Source organism: Micromonospora thermarum (assembly GCF_012034245.1).
GTDB classification, from domain to species: domain Bacteria; phylum Actinomycetota; class Actinomycetes; order Mycobacteriales; family Micromonosporaceae; genus Micromonospora; species Micromonospora thermarum.
This window is the reverse complement of record NZ_JAATEO010000012.1, coordinates 158,634-176,683: the sequence shown is the minus strand read 5'-3', so window position 1 is coordinate 176,683 and position 18,050 is coordinate 158,634. Positions and strand designations below refer to the sequence as shown.

Below are 18,050 nucleotides of genomic sequence, written 5' to 3'. Positions count from 1 at the left end.
CCCTTCGGATCCCCGCAGCCGCCGCCGCGGCAGCCGCCCCCGCTCGGCGCGGGGGTGGGCGCGCCCGCCCCCGTGATGGGCGCGCCCGCCGTCGGTCGGGCCGGGTACGCCTCGGCGGACCCGGCCGGTCGGGCCGGTGCCGGCGGTGGGGCCGGTGCGGCCGCCCGCACGGTGGTCACCGGCGGCTGTCGCCGGGGCGGCCGGCGTGGTGGCGCCGGCTCAGCCAGCCACGGGCGGACCGATGCGGCAGGCTCCGGGCCAGCCGGTCGGCGGCGGCCTCGGCGCGCAGCTCGGCGGCGTGCGTACGGTGGACGGAGAGCAGGAACTCCGCGTCGTGGGTGAACATCTCGGGCTCCTCGTGGTCGTTGTCGTGTGCCGACTCTGACTCTCCGTCCGAAGGTGCCCCCGGGGCATGGGCGCGCCGCCTGATCTTCGCCCGCCCGCCCTCCTTACCTCGGCCGGTGACCTGCCCTGAGTCGGCGTAAGGTACTCAGCCGCCCGCGGATCACCGGGGGGTGCGCCGCCCACTAGACTCGGCGGCATGGCAAAGCCCCAGGAGAAGGTGTCGTTCGGCGAGCGGCTGAAGCAGATCGGGATGGTGTTCCGGTTCACCGCCAAGCAGGACAGGTGGTTCGCGCCCCTGGCCTTCGCCGCGGTGGTCATCCCGCTCGCGCTGACCGTGGTCGCGTTCCTCGTCTGGGGCTGGTTCGCGATCCCGCTCGGCATCCTGTTCACCCTGCTCTGCCTGCTGATCGTGCTCAACCTGCGGTCCAACCGGGCGATGATGAACGCGGCCGAGGGCCAGCCGGGCGCGGCGGCGCAGATCATGGAGAGCATGCGCGGCGACTGGCGGGTCACGCCGGCGGTCAGCTCGACCACCCAGATGGACATGGTGCACCTGGTCATCGGCCGGCCCGGCGTGATCCTGCTGGCGGAGGGCAACCCGCAGCGGGTGCGCGGCCTGCTCGGCCAGGAGAAGCGCCGGCTCGCCAAGGTGATCGGCTCGGCCCCGCTCTTCGACTACGTGATCGGCCAGGAGGAGGGCGAGCTGCCCATCCGCAAGCTGCGGATGACGCTGATGAAGCTGCCGCGCAACCTGACCGGCAAGGACGTCAACGCGCTGGACAAGCGCCTCAAGGCGCTCAGCGCCCGGCCGCAGTTGCCGAAGGGCGCGATCCCCAAGAACATGCGGCCCCCGCGCGGCGCCTTCCGCCAGTCCCGCGGCCGCTGACCCACGCCGTACGCACCGGGAGCCGGGCCCTGACGGGCCCGGCTCCCGCCGTTCCACGGCTCCTCACGCCCGCACCGCGCCCCGCACCCGCACCCGCACCCGCACCCGCACCCCCGCACCTAACCGCCGATCTTGCAGTTTCGGCCCCCGTTCTGCCCTTTTCGCCCGGTATGCCGGGGCACAAAGTGCAAGATCGCGGGGTGGGGGCGGGGCCCGGGGGTGGGGGCGGGGCCCGGGGGTGGGGGCGGGGGGGGTTAGCGGCGGGGGGCGGTGGTGATGACGGAGCCGGCGGCGCGGTCGTGCAGGCCGCGGCGGTTGACGTCCATGATCAGGGCGGGCACCACGAGGGCGAGCAGGACCCCGCGCAGCAGCCCGCGGAGTACTCCGATCCGGCCGCCGTCGGCCCAGGACACGCAGCGGACCCGGGTGATGAACATGCCCGGGGTCTGCGCGAAGAGGCCGAGGAAGAGGGCGTACTCGGCGATCAGCACCAGCACCGGCGCCCAGCCGTCGGTCACCGGGTCGGCGAAGCTCCCGGCGACCAGCAGGCAGAGCACCCAGTCGATCACCAGCGCCCCGAAACGCCGGCCCAGGCCGGGCGGGGTGAACGTGGGGTCCGAGGCGGGCGGTACGGGGCGGTCGGCCGGGGTCGTCACAACGGACAAGGGTAGTCAGGCGGCCCGGACGGGATCGGCCGCCCCAGGGCGCAAAAACGGACCAAGCGTCGCACTTGTCATTACACTGGCACAGCCGGACGCCTCCCACCGGCCGGCCAGGTGCGGTTGAGCCGCGCGGATGACCCTCCGCGAGGGACGTAACACGGCAGAAACACTGAAGACATGGCCGGGCAACCGCGCGGCCATAGCGTCGCCAGAAGCCTAGCCACCCAGTGGACGTGCCAGGAGGACGAGTGTTCGCCAACCCCGAGGAACTCCTGCGTTACCTCAAGAACGAGGACGTGAAGTTCGTCGACGTACGTTTCTGTGACCTGCCCGGCGTGATGCAGCACTTCAATCTGCCCGTCGAGTCGGTCGACGACGATCTCTTCACCGACGGCCTCGCCTTCGACGGGTCGTCCATCCGCGGTTTCCAGGCCATCCACGAGTCGGACATGCTCCTGCTCCCGGACGTCGCCACCGCCTTCATCGACCCCTTCCGCGCGCAGAAGACCCTCGCGCTGAACTTCTTCATCCACGACCCGTTCACCCGCGAGGCGTACACCCGCGACCCGCGGAACGTGGCGAAGAAGGCCGAGGCCTACCTGGCGGCGAGCGGCATCGCCGACACCGCGTACTTCGGCCCGGAGGCCGAGTTCTACATCTTCGACTCGATCCGCCACGAGACCTCGGCGCACCAGGCGTTCTACTACATCGACTCGATCGAGGGCGCGTGGAACACCGGCCGCGAGGAGGTGGGCGGCAACCGCGGCTACAAGACCGCGTACAAGGGCGGCTACTTCCCGGTGCCGCCGGTCGACCACTACGCCGACCTGCGCGACAAGATCGTCCGCCGGCTCGTCGACACCGGCTTCACCGTGGAGCGCTCGCACCACGAGGTGGGCACCGCCGGCCAGGCGGAGATCAACTACAAGTTCTCCACCCTGCTGCACGCCGGTGACCAGCTCCAGCTCTTCAAGTACATCGTGAAGAACGAGGCCTGGGCGAACGGCAAGACCGCCACCTTCATGCCGAAGCCGCTCTTCGGTGACAACGGCTCCGGCATGCACACCCACCAGAGCCTCTGGCTGAACGGCGAGCCGCTGTTCTACGACGAGACCGGCTATGCCGGCCTGTCCGACACCGCCCGCTGGTACATCGGCGGGCTGCTGCACCACGCCCCGTCGCTGCTGGCCTTCACCAACCCCACGGTCAACTCGTACCGTCGCCTGGTGCCGGGCTTCGAGGCGCCGGTCAACCTGGTCTACTCGCAGCGCAACCGGTCCGCCTGCACCCGGATCCCGGTGACCGGCAGCAACCCGAAGGCCAAGCGGGTCGAGTTCCGCGTGCCGGACCCGTCGGCGAACGTCTACCTGGCCTTCTCGGCCATGCTGATGGCCGGCCTGGACGGCATCAAGAACAAGATCGAGCCGCCGGCGCCGATCGACAAGGACCTGTACGACCTGCCGCCGGAGGAGTGGGGCGGCGTCAAGCAGGTGCCGGGCTCGCTGCCGGAGGTGCTCGACGCGCTCGAGGCCGACCACGACTACCTGCTCGACGGCGGCGTGTTCACGCCGGACCTGATCTCGACCTGGGTCGAGTGGAAGCGGGCCAACGAGGTCGACCCGGTGCGCCTGCGCCCGACCCCGCACGAGTTCGCGATGTACTTCGACTGCTGAGCGGCCGCACCGGCACGCATCACCTCAGCACCGGCCGGGCCGGCTCCGCGACACCGCGGGGCCGGCCCGGCCGTTCGTGCCTCAGCGAGCGAGCAGCGCGTCCAGCTTCGTGAAGGAGCTGCCCCAGCCCTGCTCGGCGCCCGACCGCCAGTCCGCCGGGAACGGGCCCTGCCGCAGCTCCAGCCGGGTCTTGCCGCCCGGCTCGTCGTGGAACTCCAGCCGCAGGGTCATCCGCGTGCCGTCCTCCAGGCCCGGCACACCCTTGACCTCCTCGTAGCCGACCAGCAGCTCGTTCTCGACGATCTCGGCGAAGGTGCCGTCCGCCGGGGAGGTCTTCGTCGGGTCGTCGTCGTTGACCATGGTGAAGCGCTGGTGCCCGCCCACGCGGACGTCGAAGTCGACCGTCTCGCGCGGCACCGACCAGCCCACCGGGCCGAACCAGGCGGCGAACTGGTCGGGATCGGTGAAGGCCCGCCAGACCAGCTCCCGGGGCGCGTCGAAGACGCGGGTCATGACGAGTTCGTTGGTGGTGTCGGTCATCGTGCTGTCCTCTCTCACTGCGGATCGTTCGTCGTCTGCGGTGCCTGCGCCTGGATCCGGCGCAGGTGGGCGTCGAGCCGGTCGAAGCTGGCGTCCCAGTGCCGCCGGTAGCGCTCCATCCAGGCCGTGGCCTCCCGGAGCGGTTCCGGGTTCAGGCTGCTGGAGCGCCACTGTGCGGTCCGGCTGCGGGTGATGAGGCCGGCCTGCTCCAGCACCTTCAGGTGACGGGAGATCGCCGGCAGGCTGATGTCGAACGGCTCGGCCAGCTCCGTGACGGTGGCGTCGCCGTCGGCCAGCCGGGCGAGGATCGCCCGGCGGGTCGGGTCCGCCAGCGCCGAGAAGATGACGCTGAGTCGATCGGTCGCCACTTTGCTTAACCACCTCGTTAATTAGCCGATGCGTTAAATGTAGGGTGACGGGACTCCCGGGTCAAGGAATTGCCGAGAATCAGCGCAGCCGGGCGTGCCGGAGCCGGGGCAGACCCCAGACGGCCAGTGCGACGACCAGGGCGGTCATCGCCACCGCGCCCGGGGCCTTGGCCAGCCGGGCGACGTTGGTGCCGTCGGGCAGCGCGAGGAAGGCCGCGACCGCGCACGGCAGCACGAACCAGCCGGTCCGCACCGCCACGACCGCCAGCACGGCCAGCGGCCAGGTCGCGTACCAGGGGTGGAACACCGGGGCCAGGGCGACCGTGGCGGCCAGCGCCAGCCCCGCCCCGAGCAGGGCCACCCGCACCCGGGCGGCGTCGATCCGCGCCACCCGCTGCCGGACGTCGTTCAACTCGCGCAACGCCGACCAGGCCCGCCACCACAGCAGCGCCAGCAGGGCGACCAGCACGGCCAGCGCCACCGCCCGCGCCACCGGGACCGCGGCGGGCTGCCGGCCGAACAGCTCACCGGCGTAGTCGACGACCATGCCGACGGCCGTCGGGGGCGACGTCCACTGCTCCGAGTCCCCGCTGCGGTTCAGCCCACGTACCCAGCCCAGGCCGAGACCGGAGAGCAGCGAGGCACCCGCCAGGGCGGCGAACGCCCCGGCGGCCAGCCAACCGCCGTCGCGCAGCAGCGACCGTACGGTGTAGCGGCCGAGCACCGCCGCCAGGACCGCGAACGGCAGCACCACCAGCGCGGTCGCCTTCACGCCCACCGCCAGCCCCAGCAGCACGCCGGCGACCAGCAGCGGGCGCGGCTTGCCGGGGAACCGGACCAGCACCAGCAGGCCGAGCAGCAGCAGCCCGAGCATCACCGCGTCGTTGTGGGCGCCGGCCACCAGGTGCACGCCGACCAGTGGGCAGGCCAGCGCCAGCCAGACCGCCCGGCGGGTCGGCGCGCCTGCCGCCCGGGCCAGCCCGAGCAGGCACAGCCCGGCGAGCAGCACACCGGCCACGGCGACCAGCCGCAGCACCACCACCGCGCCGACCAGCCCGCCGCCGAGCGTCACCGCCAGCGCCGCGAGCAGCACGAAGACCGGCCCGTACGGTGCCGGCGTGTCCCGCCAGATCGGCGCGACCGCGTCCACCCACGGGCAGCCGGCCGCCGCCACCCCGGTCGCGTACGGGTCGGCGCCGTGCGCGTACGCCCAGCCCTGGCAGGCGTACGAGTAGACGTCCCGGCTCCCCAGCGGCGGGGCGACGAGCAGCGGCAGCACCCACAACCCCGCCGTGCGGTACGCCCAGCCGGTCGACGGCGCGTCGTCGCGCAGCGCCCACCAGGCGCCGACGAGCAGGCCGGTGCCGAGCAGCCAGAGCGCGACGGTCAGCGGGCCGTCCGCGGAGTGCCACACCCGGTCGGCGGTGGTGCCGGGCAGCGCACCGCCCACGTAGCCGGCGACGGCCAGCAGCACGGCGCCGGTCAGACCGGCGTACCGCGCGACGAGCGCCCGTCCGGGCGCGGTCGGGCCCGGCGTTGCGCCGGGTCCGGTCACCGGCGTATCCCTCCCGACTCGGCGGCGGCCGGCCGACGGGCCGCCCGTGCCGACCGTACCAAGCGGACCGTCACCACGATCACCAGCAGCGTCATCAGCGGCGCGCCGGCGGTCTTGGTGTACCGGGGCAGCCCGGTGCCGTCCGGGAGCACCAGGAACGACGCGACCAGCGCGACCAGGGCGGCCCAGTCGGCCCGGCGGGCGGTCGCCGCGAGCACCGCGAGGGGCCAGGTCCAGTACCAGGGGTGGAAGAGCGGCGCGAGCGCGACCGTGGCGGTCAGCGCGAGCCCGGCGTGCCACAGCGCGTCCCGGTTCCGCGCCCGCCACCACAGCCACGGCAGCAGCAGGACGAGCACCGCCAAGCCGATCCCCCGGGTGGCCGGCAGCGCGTCGACGTGCCAGCCGAAGGGCAGCACCAGGTAGCCGAACGTCTGCCCGAGCGCGGTCGGCGGCGAGGTCCAGCCGATCACGTCGCCGCCGCGTTCCAGCCCACCGATCCAGCCGAAGTCCAACCCGGCGGCGAACGTCACCCCGGCGACGGTGCCCACCGCGCCGCCGACCACCCACCCGCCGTCGCGGATCAGCCCCCGGATCGAGTACGCCCCGGCGAGCGCGGCCAGCGCCGCGAACGGCACCACGACCAGCGCCGTCACCTTGATCCCGACGGCCAGGCCGAGCAGCACGCCCCCGGCCAGCAGCGGGCCGGGGCGCCCGGGCCGGGACGCCACGACCGCCAGCCCGGCGACGAGCAGCCCGACCATCAGCGCGTCGTTGTGCGCGCCGGAGACCAGGTGCACCCCGACCAGCGGGGAGCCGAGCGCCAGCCACAGCGCCCGCTCGGGCGCCACCCCGCACCGGCGGGCCAGCACCGGCAGCACGGCCGCGGTGAGGCCGACGCCGGCCACCGCGAGCAGCCGGAACACGACGATGCTGGCGATCAGCGAGTCGGTCGCCGCCACCACCGCCCCGGAGACCAGCACGAACAGCGGCCCGTACGGCGCCGGGGTGTCCCGCCAGATCGGCGAGATCGTGTCCAGCCACGGGCACGGCAGGGCGGACACCCCCTGCTCGTACGGGCTGAAGCCGGCCGCGTACGTGGCGCCCTGGCAGGCGTACGCGTAGACGTCCCGGCTGCCCAACGGCGGCGCGACCAGCAGCGGGACCAGCCAGAGCCCGACGGTGACCAGCGCCCACCGCGTGGAGGGCACCCGGTCGCGCACCGTCCACCAGGCCCCGGCCGACAGCACCAGGCCGACCACCCACAGTGCGATCAGCAGCGGCCCGTTCGGGCCCTGCCAGATGCGGACCGGGTTCGCCAGGTGCGACGAGGAGGGCAGGGCGCCGCCGAGGAAGGCGGCGACGGCGAGCATCGTCGAGCCGGCCAGGCCGGTCCAGCGCGCGAGGTGGAGAGGCACGGAAGGACATGCTGCCAGTACGGTGGTCGCGGTACGGAGGTGGGCATGCGGGACAGTCGGGTGGTGGCGCTGGCCACCGCGTCGGCCGTGGTGCTCGGGGTGACGTACCTGACGTTGCCGCCGACGGGTTCGGACCTGGCCGCCCAGGTGGCCCGGGCCGACTTCTTCGCCGCCCACGGCACCACCCCGGTCGACCTGCGCTGGTACGGCGGCGTGAACCAGTTCGGCTACAGCCTGGTCTCCCAGCCGGTGATGGCGGTGTTCGGCGTCCGGGTGACCGGCGTGCTCGCGCTGGTCGCGGCGGCGGCCGTGCTCGCCGCCCTGCTGGCACGGACCGGGGTGCCCCGGCCCCTGCTCGGTGCCCTGGTGGGCGTGGTCACCCTCGCCGGCAACCTGGTCGCCGGCCGGGTCACGTACGGCCTCGGGGTGGCCTTCGGCCTGGCCGCCCTGCTCGCTCTCACCCTCCCCGGCGGTCCGGACCGGGGGCCGGGCGGCCGCACGCTCGGGGGACGACGCGGACCACTCCGGCTCGGGCTGGCCGCCCTCGGGGCGCTGCTGGCGTCGGCGACCAGCCCGGTGGCTGGCCTGTTCGTCGGCCTGGCCGGCGCGGCGCTGCTGCTGTCCCGCCGGTACGCCGACGGCCTGGCCCTCGGGGTCGCCGCCGCGCTGCCCCTCGGCGTCACCGCGCTGCTGTTCGGCGACGGCGGCTGGATGAACATCAGCCGCACCGACACCGCCCGCGCGGTGGTGACCAGCCTGCTGGTGGCCGCGCTGGTGGCGTACCGGCCGGTGCGGGCGGGTGCGCTGCTGTCCGCGGCGGGGGTGTTGGCCGCGGCGCTGGCGCACACCCCGGTCGGGCTCAACGCCACCCGGCTCGCGGCGATGTTCGCGCTGCCCGTGCTGGCCGCCGCGGCACGCCCGCCGACGTGGCCGCGCGCCATCCGGCCCGGTCGGCGGCCCACCACTGCCCCGCCCACCTCGGAGGCGGCGGCGACCGGCGACCGGTCCGCCACCGCGCGCGGCGGGCGGGCGACGGCGATCACGCTCGCCGTGCTGCTGGCCGCGGTGTGCTGGTGGCAGCCGCCGGTCTCGCCGGCCGACCTGCGCAGCGTCACCGACCCGGCGGCCCGGCCGGCGTACTTCGCGCCGCTGCGGGACTTCCTCGCCGGTCAGCGCCTCACCGGCCGGGTGGAGATCCCGCCGACCCGCGACTACTGGGAGGCGGCGTCCCTCGGTGAGGTGCCGCTCGCCCGGGGCTGGCTGCGGCAGGCCGACATCGACCGCAACCCGCTGTTCTTCACCACCGTGCCGGGCGCCGCCGGCACCGGCGTGCCGTTGACACCGGCCAGCTACCGGTACTGGCTCGTCGACAACGCCGTGCAGTACGTCGCCGTTCCCGACGCCCCGCTGTCGTGGGTGGGCCGGGCCGAGGCGGAACTGGTCACCGGCGGCCTGCCCTACCTCACCCCGGTCTGGTCCGGCCCGCACTGGCGGGTGTGGGCGGTCGAGGGGTCGCGCCCCGTCGTCGGCGCCCCCGGCGAGCTGGTCCGCTCCGACGCGGCGTCGGTGACGTTCCGCACGGCGGCGGCCGGCACGGTCCCGGTCCGCGTACGCCACAACCGATGGCTGACGGTCACCGGCGGCGCCACGCTCGGCCGCGACGGCGACTGGGCCACGGTCACCGTGCCCGGCGCCGGGGAGTACCGGCTCGGCAGCTGACCCCGCCGTTTGCCGTTCCGGCAAAGAACCTTGCCGCTCCGTCGGCTCCCGGGGAACGATCGACGCGACGGGCCGTTCCGTGGCCCCGACCGGGAGCCGGCCCGACGAGGCGGCCCGCGGGGACCGACCTGAACGGGGCCGGGCACGACAGCGGGCCCGCCGGAGATCGGGCCGAGCAGTGAGGAGGAACGGTGCGGGAGAGTGCTGACCGCGCGCCGGACGACGTCCGGCCGCCGGACGTCGACGCGGAGGCCGCCCGGTTCTGGGACGAGCTCTACGGGCAGCGGGACCAGATCTGGAGCGGCCGGCCCAATCCGCACCTGGTCGACGTCGCCGGTCCGCTGCCGGCCGGCACCGCGCTGGACCTGGGGTGCGGCGAAGGGGCCGACGCGATCTGGTTGGCCGGACGGGGCTGGCGGGTGACCGCCGTGGACATCTCCGCCACCGCCCTCGACCGGGCCGCCGCCCGGGCGGACGCCGACGGTGTGGCGGCTCTGATCGACTTCCAGCGGCACGACCTCATCCGGACGTTCCCCGACGGCGCCTTCGACCTGGTGTCCGCGCAGTTCCTCCAGTCGCCGCTGGACTTCCCCCGGGAGGATGTGCTGCGCGCCGCGGCCCGGGCGGTGGCGCCCGGTGGCCGGCTGCTGGTCGTCGAGCACGGGGAGATGCCGCCGTGGAGCCGGCACGACCATTCACACGTACGGTTCCCCACGCCGGAGGAGACCCTGGCCGGGCTCGACCTGGACGCCGACCGGTGGGACATCGAGCGGGTCGACGGCGTACAGCGGCCCGCCACCGGCCCGGACGGGCAACACGCGGCACTGCTCGACAACGTCGTGCTGGTGCGCCGGCGGTAGGGCCGGCCGGTGGGGCCGAGGGCCTTCCGGGCGTCAGCTCTCCAGCACCCGCTCCATCGCGGCGCGGGACCGGCGGCCGGTGCGCAGGTACTCGTCGAGGAACTCGCCCGGGTCGTCGCGGCCGAGCAGCCGCACCACGCCGGCCAGTTCCACCCCATGCCGCGGGAGCTGGTCGCCGGCCCGGCCCCGCACCAGCATCAGCGCGTTGCGGACCTGCGCGGCCAGGGTCCACCCGGCCGCCATCGCCTCGGCGTCCGCCCGGTCGACCAGGCCCGCGTCCCGCGCGGCCGCGAGGGCGTCGAGCGTACGCGTCCCGCGCAGCGCCGGAAGTCGCCCGGCGTGCCGGAGCTGGAGCAGCTGCACCGCCCACTCGACGTCGGACAGCCCGCCCCGGCCCAGCTTGGTGTGGGTGGCCGGGTCGGCGCCCCGGGGCAGCCGCTCGGTCTCCACCCGGGCCTTGATGCGACGGATCTCGACGACCTGCTCGCGGGTCAGCCCGTCGGCCGGGTACCGCACCGGGTCGATCATCGCCTCGAACTCGGCGCCCAGGTCGGCGTCGCCGCACACGAACCGGGCCCGTAGCAGCGCCTGCGCCTCCCACACCTTCGACCAGCGGGCGTAGTACTGGGCGTACGCGGCGAGGCTGCGGACCAACGGCCCCTGCCGGCCCTCGGGGCGCAGGTCGGCGTCGACGCCGAGCGGCGGGTCGGGGGCGGGCATGCCGAGCAGCCGGCGCAGTTCCTCGGCGATCGCGTGGGCGGCGGCGCCCGCCGCGCCGTCGCTGACGCCGTCCGGCAGGTCGTAGACGAACAGCACGTCGGCGTCGGAGAGGTAGTTCGACTCGTACCCGCCGAGCCGGCCCATCCCGATCACCGCGAACCGCAGGCCCGGCACGGGTGCCTGCGACGCCCGGGCGGTCCGCAGGGCGGCGGCCAGCGTGGCGTCGGTGACGTCGGCCAGCGCGGTGCCCACGGCGGTCACGTCGGCGAGGCCCAGGGTTGGCGGTGACGTCCCGGCCCCGGGCGCGGCACGCTCCTCGGCGCGGGGTGGCGACGGAGTGAGGGAGCCGGCGCGACTCAGCACGTCGGCGCAGGCCAGCCGGACCAGCTCCCGGCGGCGCAGTGCGCGGACCGCCCGGGTCGCCTCCACCGGGTCGTCGACGTGCCGGGCGGCCGCCGCCGCGAAGCCCTCGCACAGCACGTCGCGCGGGCGCGGGGCCAGCTCGCTCTCCTCGGCGAGCAGGCGCAGCGCCTCCGGCTCGCGGGCGAGCAGGTCGGCCGCGTACCGGGAGGAGGAGAGCACCCGGGCGAGCCGGCGGGCCACCGGCCCCTCGTCACGCAGCAGCCGCAGGTACCAGGGGGTGCTGCCGAGCTTGTCGGAGACCTGGCGGTAGTTGAGCAGCCCACGGTCCGGCTCGGGGGCGTCGGCGAACTCACTGAGCAGCACCGGCAGCAGGGTGCGTTGGATCGCGGCGGTACGGCTCACGCCGCCGGTGAGGGCCTGGAGGTGCCGCAGCGCCCCGGCCGGGTCGGCGAAGCCGAGGATCTCCAGCCGGTTGCGGGCCGCCTCGGGGGTGAGCCGCAGCCCGTCGGCGGGAACCCGGGCGACCGACTCCAGCAGGGGCCGGTAGAGCAGCTTGGCGTGCAGCCGGCGTACCTCGGTGGCGTGGGTGACCCACTCGGCGCGGAACTCCTCGACGGCGCTGCGGCCCGGCGTGGCCGCGTAGCCGAGCGCGGCGGCCAGCCAGCGCAGCGCGGCCGGGTCGGTCGGCACGGTGTGGGTCCGGCGCAGGCCCTGGAGCTGGAGCCGGTGCTCGACGGCGCGCAGGAAGCGGTAGCCGCGCAGCAGCGCCTCCCCGTCGGCCCGCCCGACGTAGCCGCCGGCGACCAGCGCCCGCAGCGCCGGGACCGTGCCGGGCACCCGCAGCGTCTCGTCGACGCGGCCGTGCACGAGTTGCAGCAACTGCACCGCGAACTCGATGTCGCGCAGCCCGCCCGGGCCGCGCTTGATCTCGCGTTCCAGCTCCTTCGGCGGGATGTTGTCGATGATCTTGCGGCGCATGGCGCGCACGTCCTCGACCGCCTCGGGCCGCTCGGCGGCCCGCCAGACCAGCGGGGCGAGCTGGTCGATCCACTCCCGGCCCAGGGCCAGGTCGCCGGCCGCCGGCCGGGCCTTCAGCAGCGCCTGGAACTCCCAGGTCCGGGCCCAGCGCCGGTAGTAGGCGAGGTGGCTGGCGAGCGTGCGCACCAGCGGGCCCCGGTTGCCCTCCGGCCGCAGCGCGGCGTCGACCGGCCAGGCGACCAGCCCGCAGATGTGGATCAGCCGGGTGGCGATCGTGGTGGCCGCGGGGAGGTCGTCGTCCTCGGCCGCCACGAAGATGACGTCGACGTCGGAGACGTAGTTCAGCTCGTCCCCGCCGCACTTGCCCATCGCCACCACGGCGAGCCGCGGCCGGGATGTGCCCTCCGGCAACTCACTCACGGCGATCTCGTACGCGGCGGCGAGCGTCGCGTCGGCCAGCGCGGACAGCGCGGCCATCGTCTGCTCCAGCCCGCGGCCACCGGTCAGGTCGGCCGCCGCGATCCGCAGCAACGCCAGGCGGTACGCGGTCCGCAGCACCGCGATCGGCTGCCCCGCGCCGCTCAGCTCGAGCCGCCCGTCGGCGGGCGGAGCCAGCCCGTCCGGGGCGGTGCGCAGCGTCGCCCACTGGCCGGGGTTGGCGACCAGGTGGTCACCGAGCGCCGACGAGGCGCCGAGCACCGCGAGCAGCCGCCGGCGCAGCCCCGCATCGTCGTGCAACGCCTCGATCAGGGCGGATCCGGTGCCGATGCCGCCGTTCGCGCCTCCCGCCGGACCGGCACCTCCGGAATCGGCGGATCCTGTCCCCGCCGGACCGGGCCCGCCAGCCGGCCCGTCGGCCCGCGCCGGCCGGGCACTCCCCGCGCCGCGCGCCGCCGGCACCCCGCCCGCGCCGCGGACGGCCGCCACGTCGTCGCCGCCCGCCGCACGGCGCTCGGCCTCGACCAGCCGGTGCAGCTGGCGCAGCGCCAGGTCGGGGTCGGCGGCCCGGGACAGGGCGGCGAGCAGCTCCGCCGCCGGCTCGTCGGCCGGCTCCTGGGTGTCCGGCCGCCACAGGCCCAGCCCGTCGGGGCCGAGCAGGTCGGCGGCGCGGAGACCCACGTCACCGGCGCCGAACCCGTACCGGGCGAGCCGTCCCGCGGCCCTGGTCGGCCGGCTCATCAGTGCCCGAGCAGGGGCAGGCTGCGGCGGCTGCCCTCGTCCAGCTCGCCGAGGGCCAGGGCGGCGAAGCGCGCCGCGAACGGCTGCCACACCTCCTCGACGTCCCCCATCACCGCATCGCAGGCCGCCACCACCACCTCCGGGTCGTAGCCCAGCTCGGCGAGCAGCGTCGAGTCGGTGGCCCAGTCGGCGATCATCGCGGTGTCGCACTCGATGTGGAACTGGAGTCCCCAGGCCCGGTCGCCGAGGCGGAACGCCTGGTGCGGGTAGCGGGTGGAGGCGGCGAGCAGGGTCGCGCCGGCGGGCAGCTCGGTAATCTCGTCGGAGTGCCACTGGAGCACGTCCGGGATCAGCGGGACGTACCGGAAGAGCGGGTCCGCCTCGGCGGCGTCGCGGCGGCCCACCACGCCGGGGCCGACCTCCGGCCCGGACGGGCTGCGCTCGACGGTGCCGGCGTGCGCGGTGGCGAGCAACTGGGCGCCGAGGCAGATGCCCAGGGTGGGCACACGGTGCCGGACCGCCTTGCGCAGCAGCGCCTCCACCCGAGGGAACCAGGGCGCCCCGGGTGCCCCGTCGGGCAGCGGGTACGCCTGCTGCTCGCCGCCGAGCACCACCAGCGCCGCGTACCCCTCCAGGTCGGCCGGCAGTTCGTCACCGGCGTGCGCCCGGACCACCCACAGGTCCAGGCCGGCCTCGGTCAGCCACTCCCCCAGCCGGCGGGCGTCGTCGGTCGGGTCGTTCTCGATCACCAGCGCGGTTGCCACGCCGTCGAGGCTATCCGGTTCGCCCGCCGAAGAGCTGGTTAGGCTCGGCGGTTGTGATCACCGAAGACGTCGTCCGCCCGCCGGCGCTGCGCCCCGGCGACACGGTCATGCTGGTGTCGCCGTCCGGTCCGACGCGGCCCGAGCGGGTGGCCCGGGGCGTCGAGCTGCTCACCGGCTGGGGGCTCCGGCCGGTCCCCGCCCCGAACGCCTACGCCCGCCAGGGCTACCTGGCCGGCGCCGACGAGCTGCGGGCGGCGGACCTGAACGCCGCGTTCGCCGACCCCTCGGTGCGGGGCGTGATCTGCACCCGCGGCGGCTACGGCGCGCAGCGGGTGGTGGACGCGATCGACATGGCCGCCGTACGCCGGGACCCGAAGGTGGTCGCCGGCTTCTCCGACATCACCGCGCTCCAGTTCGCGCTGTGGCGGGGCGCCCGGCTGGCCGGCGTGCACGGCCCGGGGGCGGCCTGGCGGGACGAGCGGACGACGCTGGACTCGGCGCAGTCACTGCACACCGCGTTGATGACCACCGAGCCGGTGACCGTGGCGGCCCGCGACGGGGAGGAGACCTCCGGCGTCCGGGTGCCCGGCCGGGCCACCGGCCCGCTGCTCGGCGGCAACCTGTGCCTGATCGTGGCGTCGCTCGGCACCCCGGACATGCCGGACCTGACCGGGGCGGTGCTCCTCGTGGAGGAGGTCCAGGAGCCGCCGTACAAGATCGACCGGATGCTCACCCAGCTCCGCCGGGCCGGCGTGCTCGACGGCGTGGCGGGGGTGGCGGTGGGGCAGTTCACCGACTGCGCGGACGGGTGGGCGGTGGACGTCGCCGACGTCCTGACCGACCGCCTCGGCGACCTCGGCGTCCCGGTTCTCGGAGGTCTGCCGATCGGCCACGGGATCGGGCAGCTCACCGTCCCGGTCGGCACCGAGGCGGTCCTCGACGCCGACGCCGGCACCCTCACGGTCGCGCCCGCCGTCCGCTGACCACCCCGCGCATGCCGCCGGGCGGGCGCCCGCCGGCAACTTCGGGGAAGTTGCTGCCTCGGCGTGCGCGGAGGAGCAACTTCCCCGAAGTTGGGTGGATCTGGGTCTGTCCGGGGTCGGCCTGGGCCGTCTGTCCGGCCGGCTTGGCGGGCCGATTGCCAGCCCATTCATAGGCTCGGCACGGGTTTCCCCCAGCCGCCCTGGTCACCGTCGGTGAGGTCATCGCACCACCGACGAGTTGGAGGACGACATGTCCCGCACGATTCGCAAGAAGCACCTGCTGGCGGGGCTCGCCGCCGCGGGCGTGCTCGGCGTCGGGGTCGCGGCGCCGACCGTGGCGCTGGCCGCCGACACCACCTCGCCCTCGCCGGGCGCCAGCACCAGCGAGGACACCGACCGGCAGCAGCAGCGGGCCGACCGGCAGGCGGAGTTCGCCGAGGCCCTCGCGAAGGAGTTGGGCGTCTCGACCGACAAGGTGACGGCCGCGCTGGAGAAGCTGCGCGAGCAGCGGAAGGACGACCGGCCCGAGCGCCCGGACGCCGCCGACCGGCAGGCCGCGCTGAAGGAGCGGCTGGACCAGGCGGTCGAGGACGGCAAGCTCACCCGCGAGCAGGCCGACGCGATCATCGCCGCGGCCGAGGCCGGGGTCTTCCCGGGCCCGGGCGGGCGCGGCGGCCACGGCGGGCCGGGCGGCTTCGGCGGCAAGTGACGGACGCCGTCCGCCCCGGCAGCGCGGCCGGGGCGGACGGCACCGGCCTGCCACGAACCGATGTTCCCCCGCTGCCCGTCGAACCTGACGACAGCCGCCCGTCCGGAATGGACGATGCGGCCGGGGCGTCCCGCGGTCGGGACCGGACCGGTCAGGCGATGCAGGCGCAGACGATCAGGGCGGCGCCGAAGTGCGTGGCGGCGCTGACCCGGGCGGCCGGGTGCGGCTCGTCGGAGCAGATGATCGCGCCCAGCTTGCCGGGGGTGAGCAGGTCGAGCACGACGAACGCCAGGGCCATGATGCCGAGGCCGACCAGGCCGAAGATCACCGTGGAGGCCAGTCCCTTGGCGAAGTCGCTGTAGCTGGTCAGGATCGCGGTGAACACGATCCCGGCGATGCCGAGCTGGTTGGCGGCGAGCAGCAGCGCGGCGTTGCCGTTGCGGCGCTCCCAGATCAGCTCCCGCAGCCGGCCGGGAGTCAGCAGGTCGACCAGGACGAACCCGGCGGCCATCAGCCCCACGCCGACGACCCCGAACACCACGCTCTGCCAGGCACCACTGAGCAGATCCTCCAGCACCGAACGCCTCCCGACCTCCGGCGCCCGGCAGGGGTGCGGGCGCGGTGATCGAGACGATAGCGGCAGCGCGCCAGCCCGGCGATCCCCTAGAGACTGTCGGGGAGCCGCGGGGCGAGCGAGGCGGAGTCCAGGCGGCGATCCGGCAAGGCGGAGATCGGTTCGGATACCGGTGTTGTATCCGGACCGATCTCCAACGCCGCCGGTCGTCGCCTGGGCCCGCCGCAGCCGCCGTGCGGCTCCCCGACAGTCTCTTAGAGCGACAGGTAGCGCTGCCGCTCGTACGGGGTGACCTCGCGGCGGTACTGCTCCCACTCGGCCCGCTTGTTGCGCAGGAAGAAGTCGAAGACGTGCTCGCCGAGCACCTCGGCGACCAGTTCGGAGCCGGCCATCACGTCGATCGCCTCGGACAGGTTCTCCGGCAGCGGCTCGTACCCCATCGCCCGACGCTCGGCGCTGGTCAGCGACCAGACGTCGTCCTCGGCGCCCGGCGGCAGCTCGTACCCCTCCTCGATGCCCTTCATCCCGGCGCCGAGCAGCACCGCGAAGGCCAGGTACGGGTTGGCCGCCGAGTCGAGCGACCGGACCTCCACGCGGGCGGAGTTCGGCTTGCCGTACGCCGGGACGCGGACCAGCGCGGACCGGTTGAGGTGGCCCCAGCAGACGTACGCGGGGCTCTCGGTCACCCGGTCCGGCAGGGCCTGCGGGAACAGCCGCTTGTACGAGTTGACCCACTGGTTGGTGACCGCCGTGTACTCCCGGGCGTGCACGAGCAGGCCGGCGATGAACGCGCGGGCCACCTTGGACAGCTTCATCGGGTCACCGGCGTCGTGGAACGCGTTGCGCTCCCCCTCGAACAGCGACAGGTGGGTGTGCATCCCGCTGCCCGGCTGGTCGGTGAACGGCTTCGGCATGAAGGTGGCCTGCACGCCGGTGGAGAGCGCCACCTCCTTGACCACGTGCCGGAAGGTCATGATGTTGTCGGCGGTGGTCAGCGCGTCGGCGTACCGCAGGTCGATCTCCTGCTGGCCGGGGGCCACCTCGTGGTGGCTGAACTCGACCGAGATGCCGATCCGCTCCAGCGCGAGCACCGCCTGGCGGCGGAAGTCCCGGGCGACCGCGTGGGTGGTGTGCTCGAAGTACCCGCCGGTGTCGACCGGGGTGGGCACCGAGCCGTCCATCGGGCCGTTCTCCAGCAGGAAGAACTCGATCTCGGGGTGGGTGTAGAAGGTGAAGCCCTTCTCGGCCGCCTTGGACAGGGCCCGGCGCAGCACGTGCCGCGGGTCGGCCCAGGACGGGCCGCCGTCGGGGAGCAGGATGTCGCAGAACATCCGGGCGCTCTCGCCGCTGACGCCCCCCTCGAACGGGAAGACCTGGAACGTGGTCGGGTCGGGCATGGCGACCATGTCGGACTCGAAGACCCGGGCGAAGCCCTCGATCGCCGAGCCGTCGAACCCGATGCCCTCCTCGAACGCCGCCTCCAGTTCGGCAGGGGCCACCGACACGCTCTTCAGCGTGCCCAGCACGTCGGTGAACCACAGCCGGACGAACCGGATGTCCCGCTCTTCCAGCGTTCGGAGGACGAACTCCTGCTGACGGTCCACTTCTACCCCTCGCGACCCTGTTGTCCGCCTTCGACCGGGGGCGCCCCGGCCTGACCGACCAGTCTCCACCGGCCTCGTTACGCCGACGTTACGCGACCTGCCGGCGCTCGTCCCGCCCAGTCCCACCCCGGTTGCCGTCCCCCCGTCCGGGGG

The 18,050-nt window shown here is 74.7% G+C and carries 16 protein-coding genes; 6 read left to right on the top strand and 10 right to left on the bottom strand.

Annotated features, from left to right (window positions below; genetic code table 11):
- Window positions 1-175: 175 nt before the first annotated feature.
- The gene (locus HCJ94_RS13700; RefSeq protein ID WP_168001383.1) at window positions 176-346 is read right to left on the bottom strand and encodes a hypothetical protein; all 171 of its coding nucleotides are present in this window, start codon (window positions 344-346) and stop codon (window positions 176-178) included.
- Window positions 347-541: 195 nt separating this feature from the next.
- Between HCJ94_RS13700 and HCJ94_RS13695 the strand changes: the two genes are divergently transcribed.
- Window positions 542-1,231 carry a DUF4191 domain-containing protein gene (locus tag HCJ94_RS13695; RefSeq protein ID WP_168001382.1) on the top strand — a complete coding sequence of 230 codons (690 nt, stop codon included), beginning with the start codon at window positions 542-544 and terminating at the stop codon, window positions 1,229-1,231.
- Window positions 1,232-1,485: 254 nt separating this feature from the next.
- Here the strand turns inward: HCJ94_RS13695 and HCJ94_RS13690 are convergent, their stop codons facing one another.
- The gene (locus HCJ94_RS13690; RefSeq protein ID WP_373684289.1) at window positions 1,486-1,887 is read right to left on the bottom strand and encodes an RDD family protein; all 402 of its coding nucleotides are present in this window, start codon (window positions 1,885-1,887) and stop codon (window positions 1,486-1,488) included.
- A gap of 254 nt (window positions 1,888-2,141) precedes the next feature.
- On the opposite strand from HCJ94_RS13690, the gene glnA (HCJ94_RS13685) reads away from it, so the two are divergent.
- Window positions 2,142-3,566 carry a type I glutamate--ammonia ligase gene (gene glnA / locus HCJ94_RS13685; RefSeq protein WP_168001380.1) on the top strand — a complete coding sequence of 475 codons (1,425 nt, stop codon included), beginning with the start codon at window positions 2,142-2,144 and terminating at the stop codon, window positions 3,564-3,566.
- An 81-nt stretch (window positions 3,567-3,647) separates the two neighbouring features.
- Here glnA (HCJ94_RS13685) and HCJ94_RS13680 read toward each other — a convergent pair whose 3' ends face one another.
- The 4 genes from HCJ94_RS13680 to mptB (HCJ94_RS13665) all read right to left on the bottom strand — a co-directional run bounded on the left by HCJ94_RS13680 (window position 3,648) and on the right by mptB (HCJ94_RS13665) (window position 7,444).
- Window positions 3,648-4,106: an SRPBCC family protein gene (locus HCJ94_RS13680; RefSeq protein ID WP_168001379.1), complete on the bottom strand. Its 459-nt coding sequence runs from the start codon at window positions 4,104-4,106 to the stop codon at window positions 3,648-3,650.
- Between the two features lie 14 nt (window positions 4,107-4,120).
- The gene (locus tag HCJ94_RS13675; protein ID WP_168001378.1) at window positions 4,121-4,474 is read right to left on the bottom strand and encodes an ArsR/SmtB family transcription factor; all 354 of its coding nucleotides are present in this window, start codon (window positions 4,472-4,474) and stop codon (window positions 4,121-4,123) included.
- Window positions 4,475-4,553: 79 nt separating this feature from the next.
- Complete coding sequence (gene mptB, locus HCJ94_RS13670; protein ID WP_168001377.1) at window positions 4,554-6,029, bottom strand: polyprenol phosphomannose-dependent alpha 1,6 mannosyltransferase MptB; 1,476 nt, start codon at window positions 6,027-6,029, stop codon at window positions 4,554-4,556.
- Window positions 6,026-7,444, bottom strand: coding sequence for a polyprenol phosphomannose-dependent alpha 1,6 mannosyltransferase MptB (mptB, locus tag HCJ94_RS13665; RefSeq protein ID WP_168001376.1), 1,419 nt, complete (start codon window positions 7,442-7,444; stop codon window positions 6,026-6,028). The genes mptB (HCJ94_RS13670) and mptB (HCJ94_RS13665) overlap by 4 nt, the downstream gene beginning before the upstream one ends.
- Window positions 7,445-7,489: 45 nt before the next feature.
- Between mptB (HCJ94_RS13665) and HCJ94_RS13660 the strand changes: the two genes are divergently transcribed.
- Window positions 7,490-9,163: a hypothetical protein gene (locus HCJ94_RS13660; protein WP_168001375.1), complete on the top strand. Its 1,674-nt coding sequence runs from the start codon at window positions 7,490-7,492 to the stop codon at window positions 9,161-9,163.
- A 191-nt stretch (window positions 9,164-9,354) separates the two neighbouring features.
- On the top strand, window positions 9,355-10,023 hold the full coding sequence (locus HCJ94_RS13655; protein ID WP_168001374.1) for a class I SAM-dependent methyltransferase: 669 nt from the start codon (window positions 9,355-9,357) through the stop codon (window positions 10,021-10,023).
- 33 nt (window positions 10,024-10,056) lie between these two features.
- On the opposite strand, the gene HCJ94_RS13650 is transcribed toward HCJ94_RS13655, so the two are convergent.
- Both HCJ94_RS13650 and HCJ94_RS13645 read right to left on the bottom strand, forming a co-directional pair.
- Window positions 10,057-13,263: a bifunctional [glutamine synthetase] adenylyltransferase/[glutamine synthetase]-adenylyl-L-tyrosine phosphorylase gene (locus tag HCJ94_RS13650; RefSeq protein ID WP_168001373.1), complete on the bottom strand. Its 3,207-nt coding sequence runs from the start codon at window positions 13,261-13,263 to the stop codon at window positions 10,057-10,059.
- Window positions 13,263-14,027 (bottom strand): type 1 glutamine amidotransferase, encoded by a 765-nt coding sequence (locus HCJ94_RS13645; RefSeq protein WP_168001372.1) that lies wholly within the window; start codon window positions 14,025-14,027, stop codon window positions 13,263-13,265. The genes HCJ94_RS13650 and HCJ94_RS13645 overlap by 1 nt, the downstream gene beginning before the upstream one ends.
- A 53-nt stretch (window positions 14,028-14,080) precedes the next feature.
- On the opposite strand from HCJ94_RS13645, the gene HCJ94_RS13640 reads away from it, so the two are divergent.
- Window positions 14,081-15,010, top strand: a complete 930-nt coding sequence (locus tag HCJ94_RS13640; RefSeq protein WP_168001371.1) for a S66 peptidase family protein — start codon at window positions 14,081-14,083, stop codon at window positions 15,008-15,010.
- A gap of 250 nt (window positions 15,011-15,260) precedes the next feature.
- Window positions 15,261-15,719 carry a transglutaminase-like family protein gene (locus HCJ94_RS13635; protein ID WP_168001370.1) on the top strand — a complete coding sequence of 153 codons (459 nt, stop codon included), beginning with the start codon at window positions 15,261-15,263 and terminating at the stop codon, window positions 15,717-15,719.
- Between the two features lie 151 nt (window positions 15,720-15,870).
- On the opposite strand, the gene HCJ94_RS13630 is transcribed toward HCJ94_RS13635, so the two are convergent.
- Both HCJ94_RS13630 and glnA (HCJ94_RS13625) read right to left on the bottom strand, forming a co-directional pair.
- Entirely contained in the window at window positions 15,871-16,296 is a 426-nt protein-coding gene (locus HCJ94_RS13630) for a DUF350 domain-containing protein (protein ID WP_168001369.1), read from the bottom strand.
- Between the two features lie 251 nt (window positions 16,297-16,547).
- On the bottom strand, window positions 16,548-17,897 hold the full coding sequence (gene glnA, locus HCJ94_RS13625) for a type I glutamate--ammonia ligase (RefSeq protein ID WP_155330937.1): 1,350 nt from the start codon (window positions 17,895-17,897) through the stop codon (window positions 16,548-16,550).
- Between the last annotated feature and the right edge of the window lie 153 nt (window positions 17,898-18,050).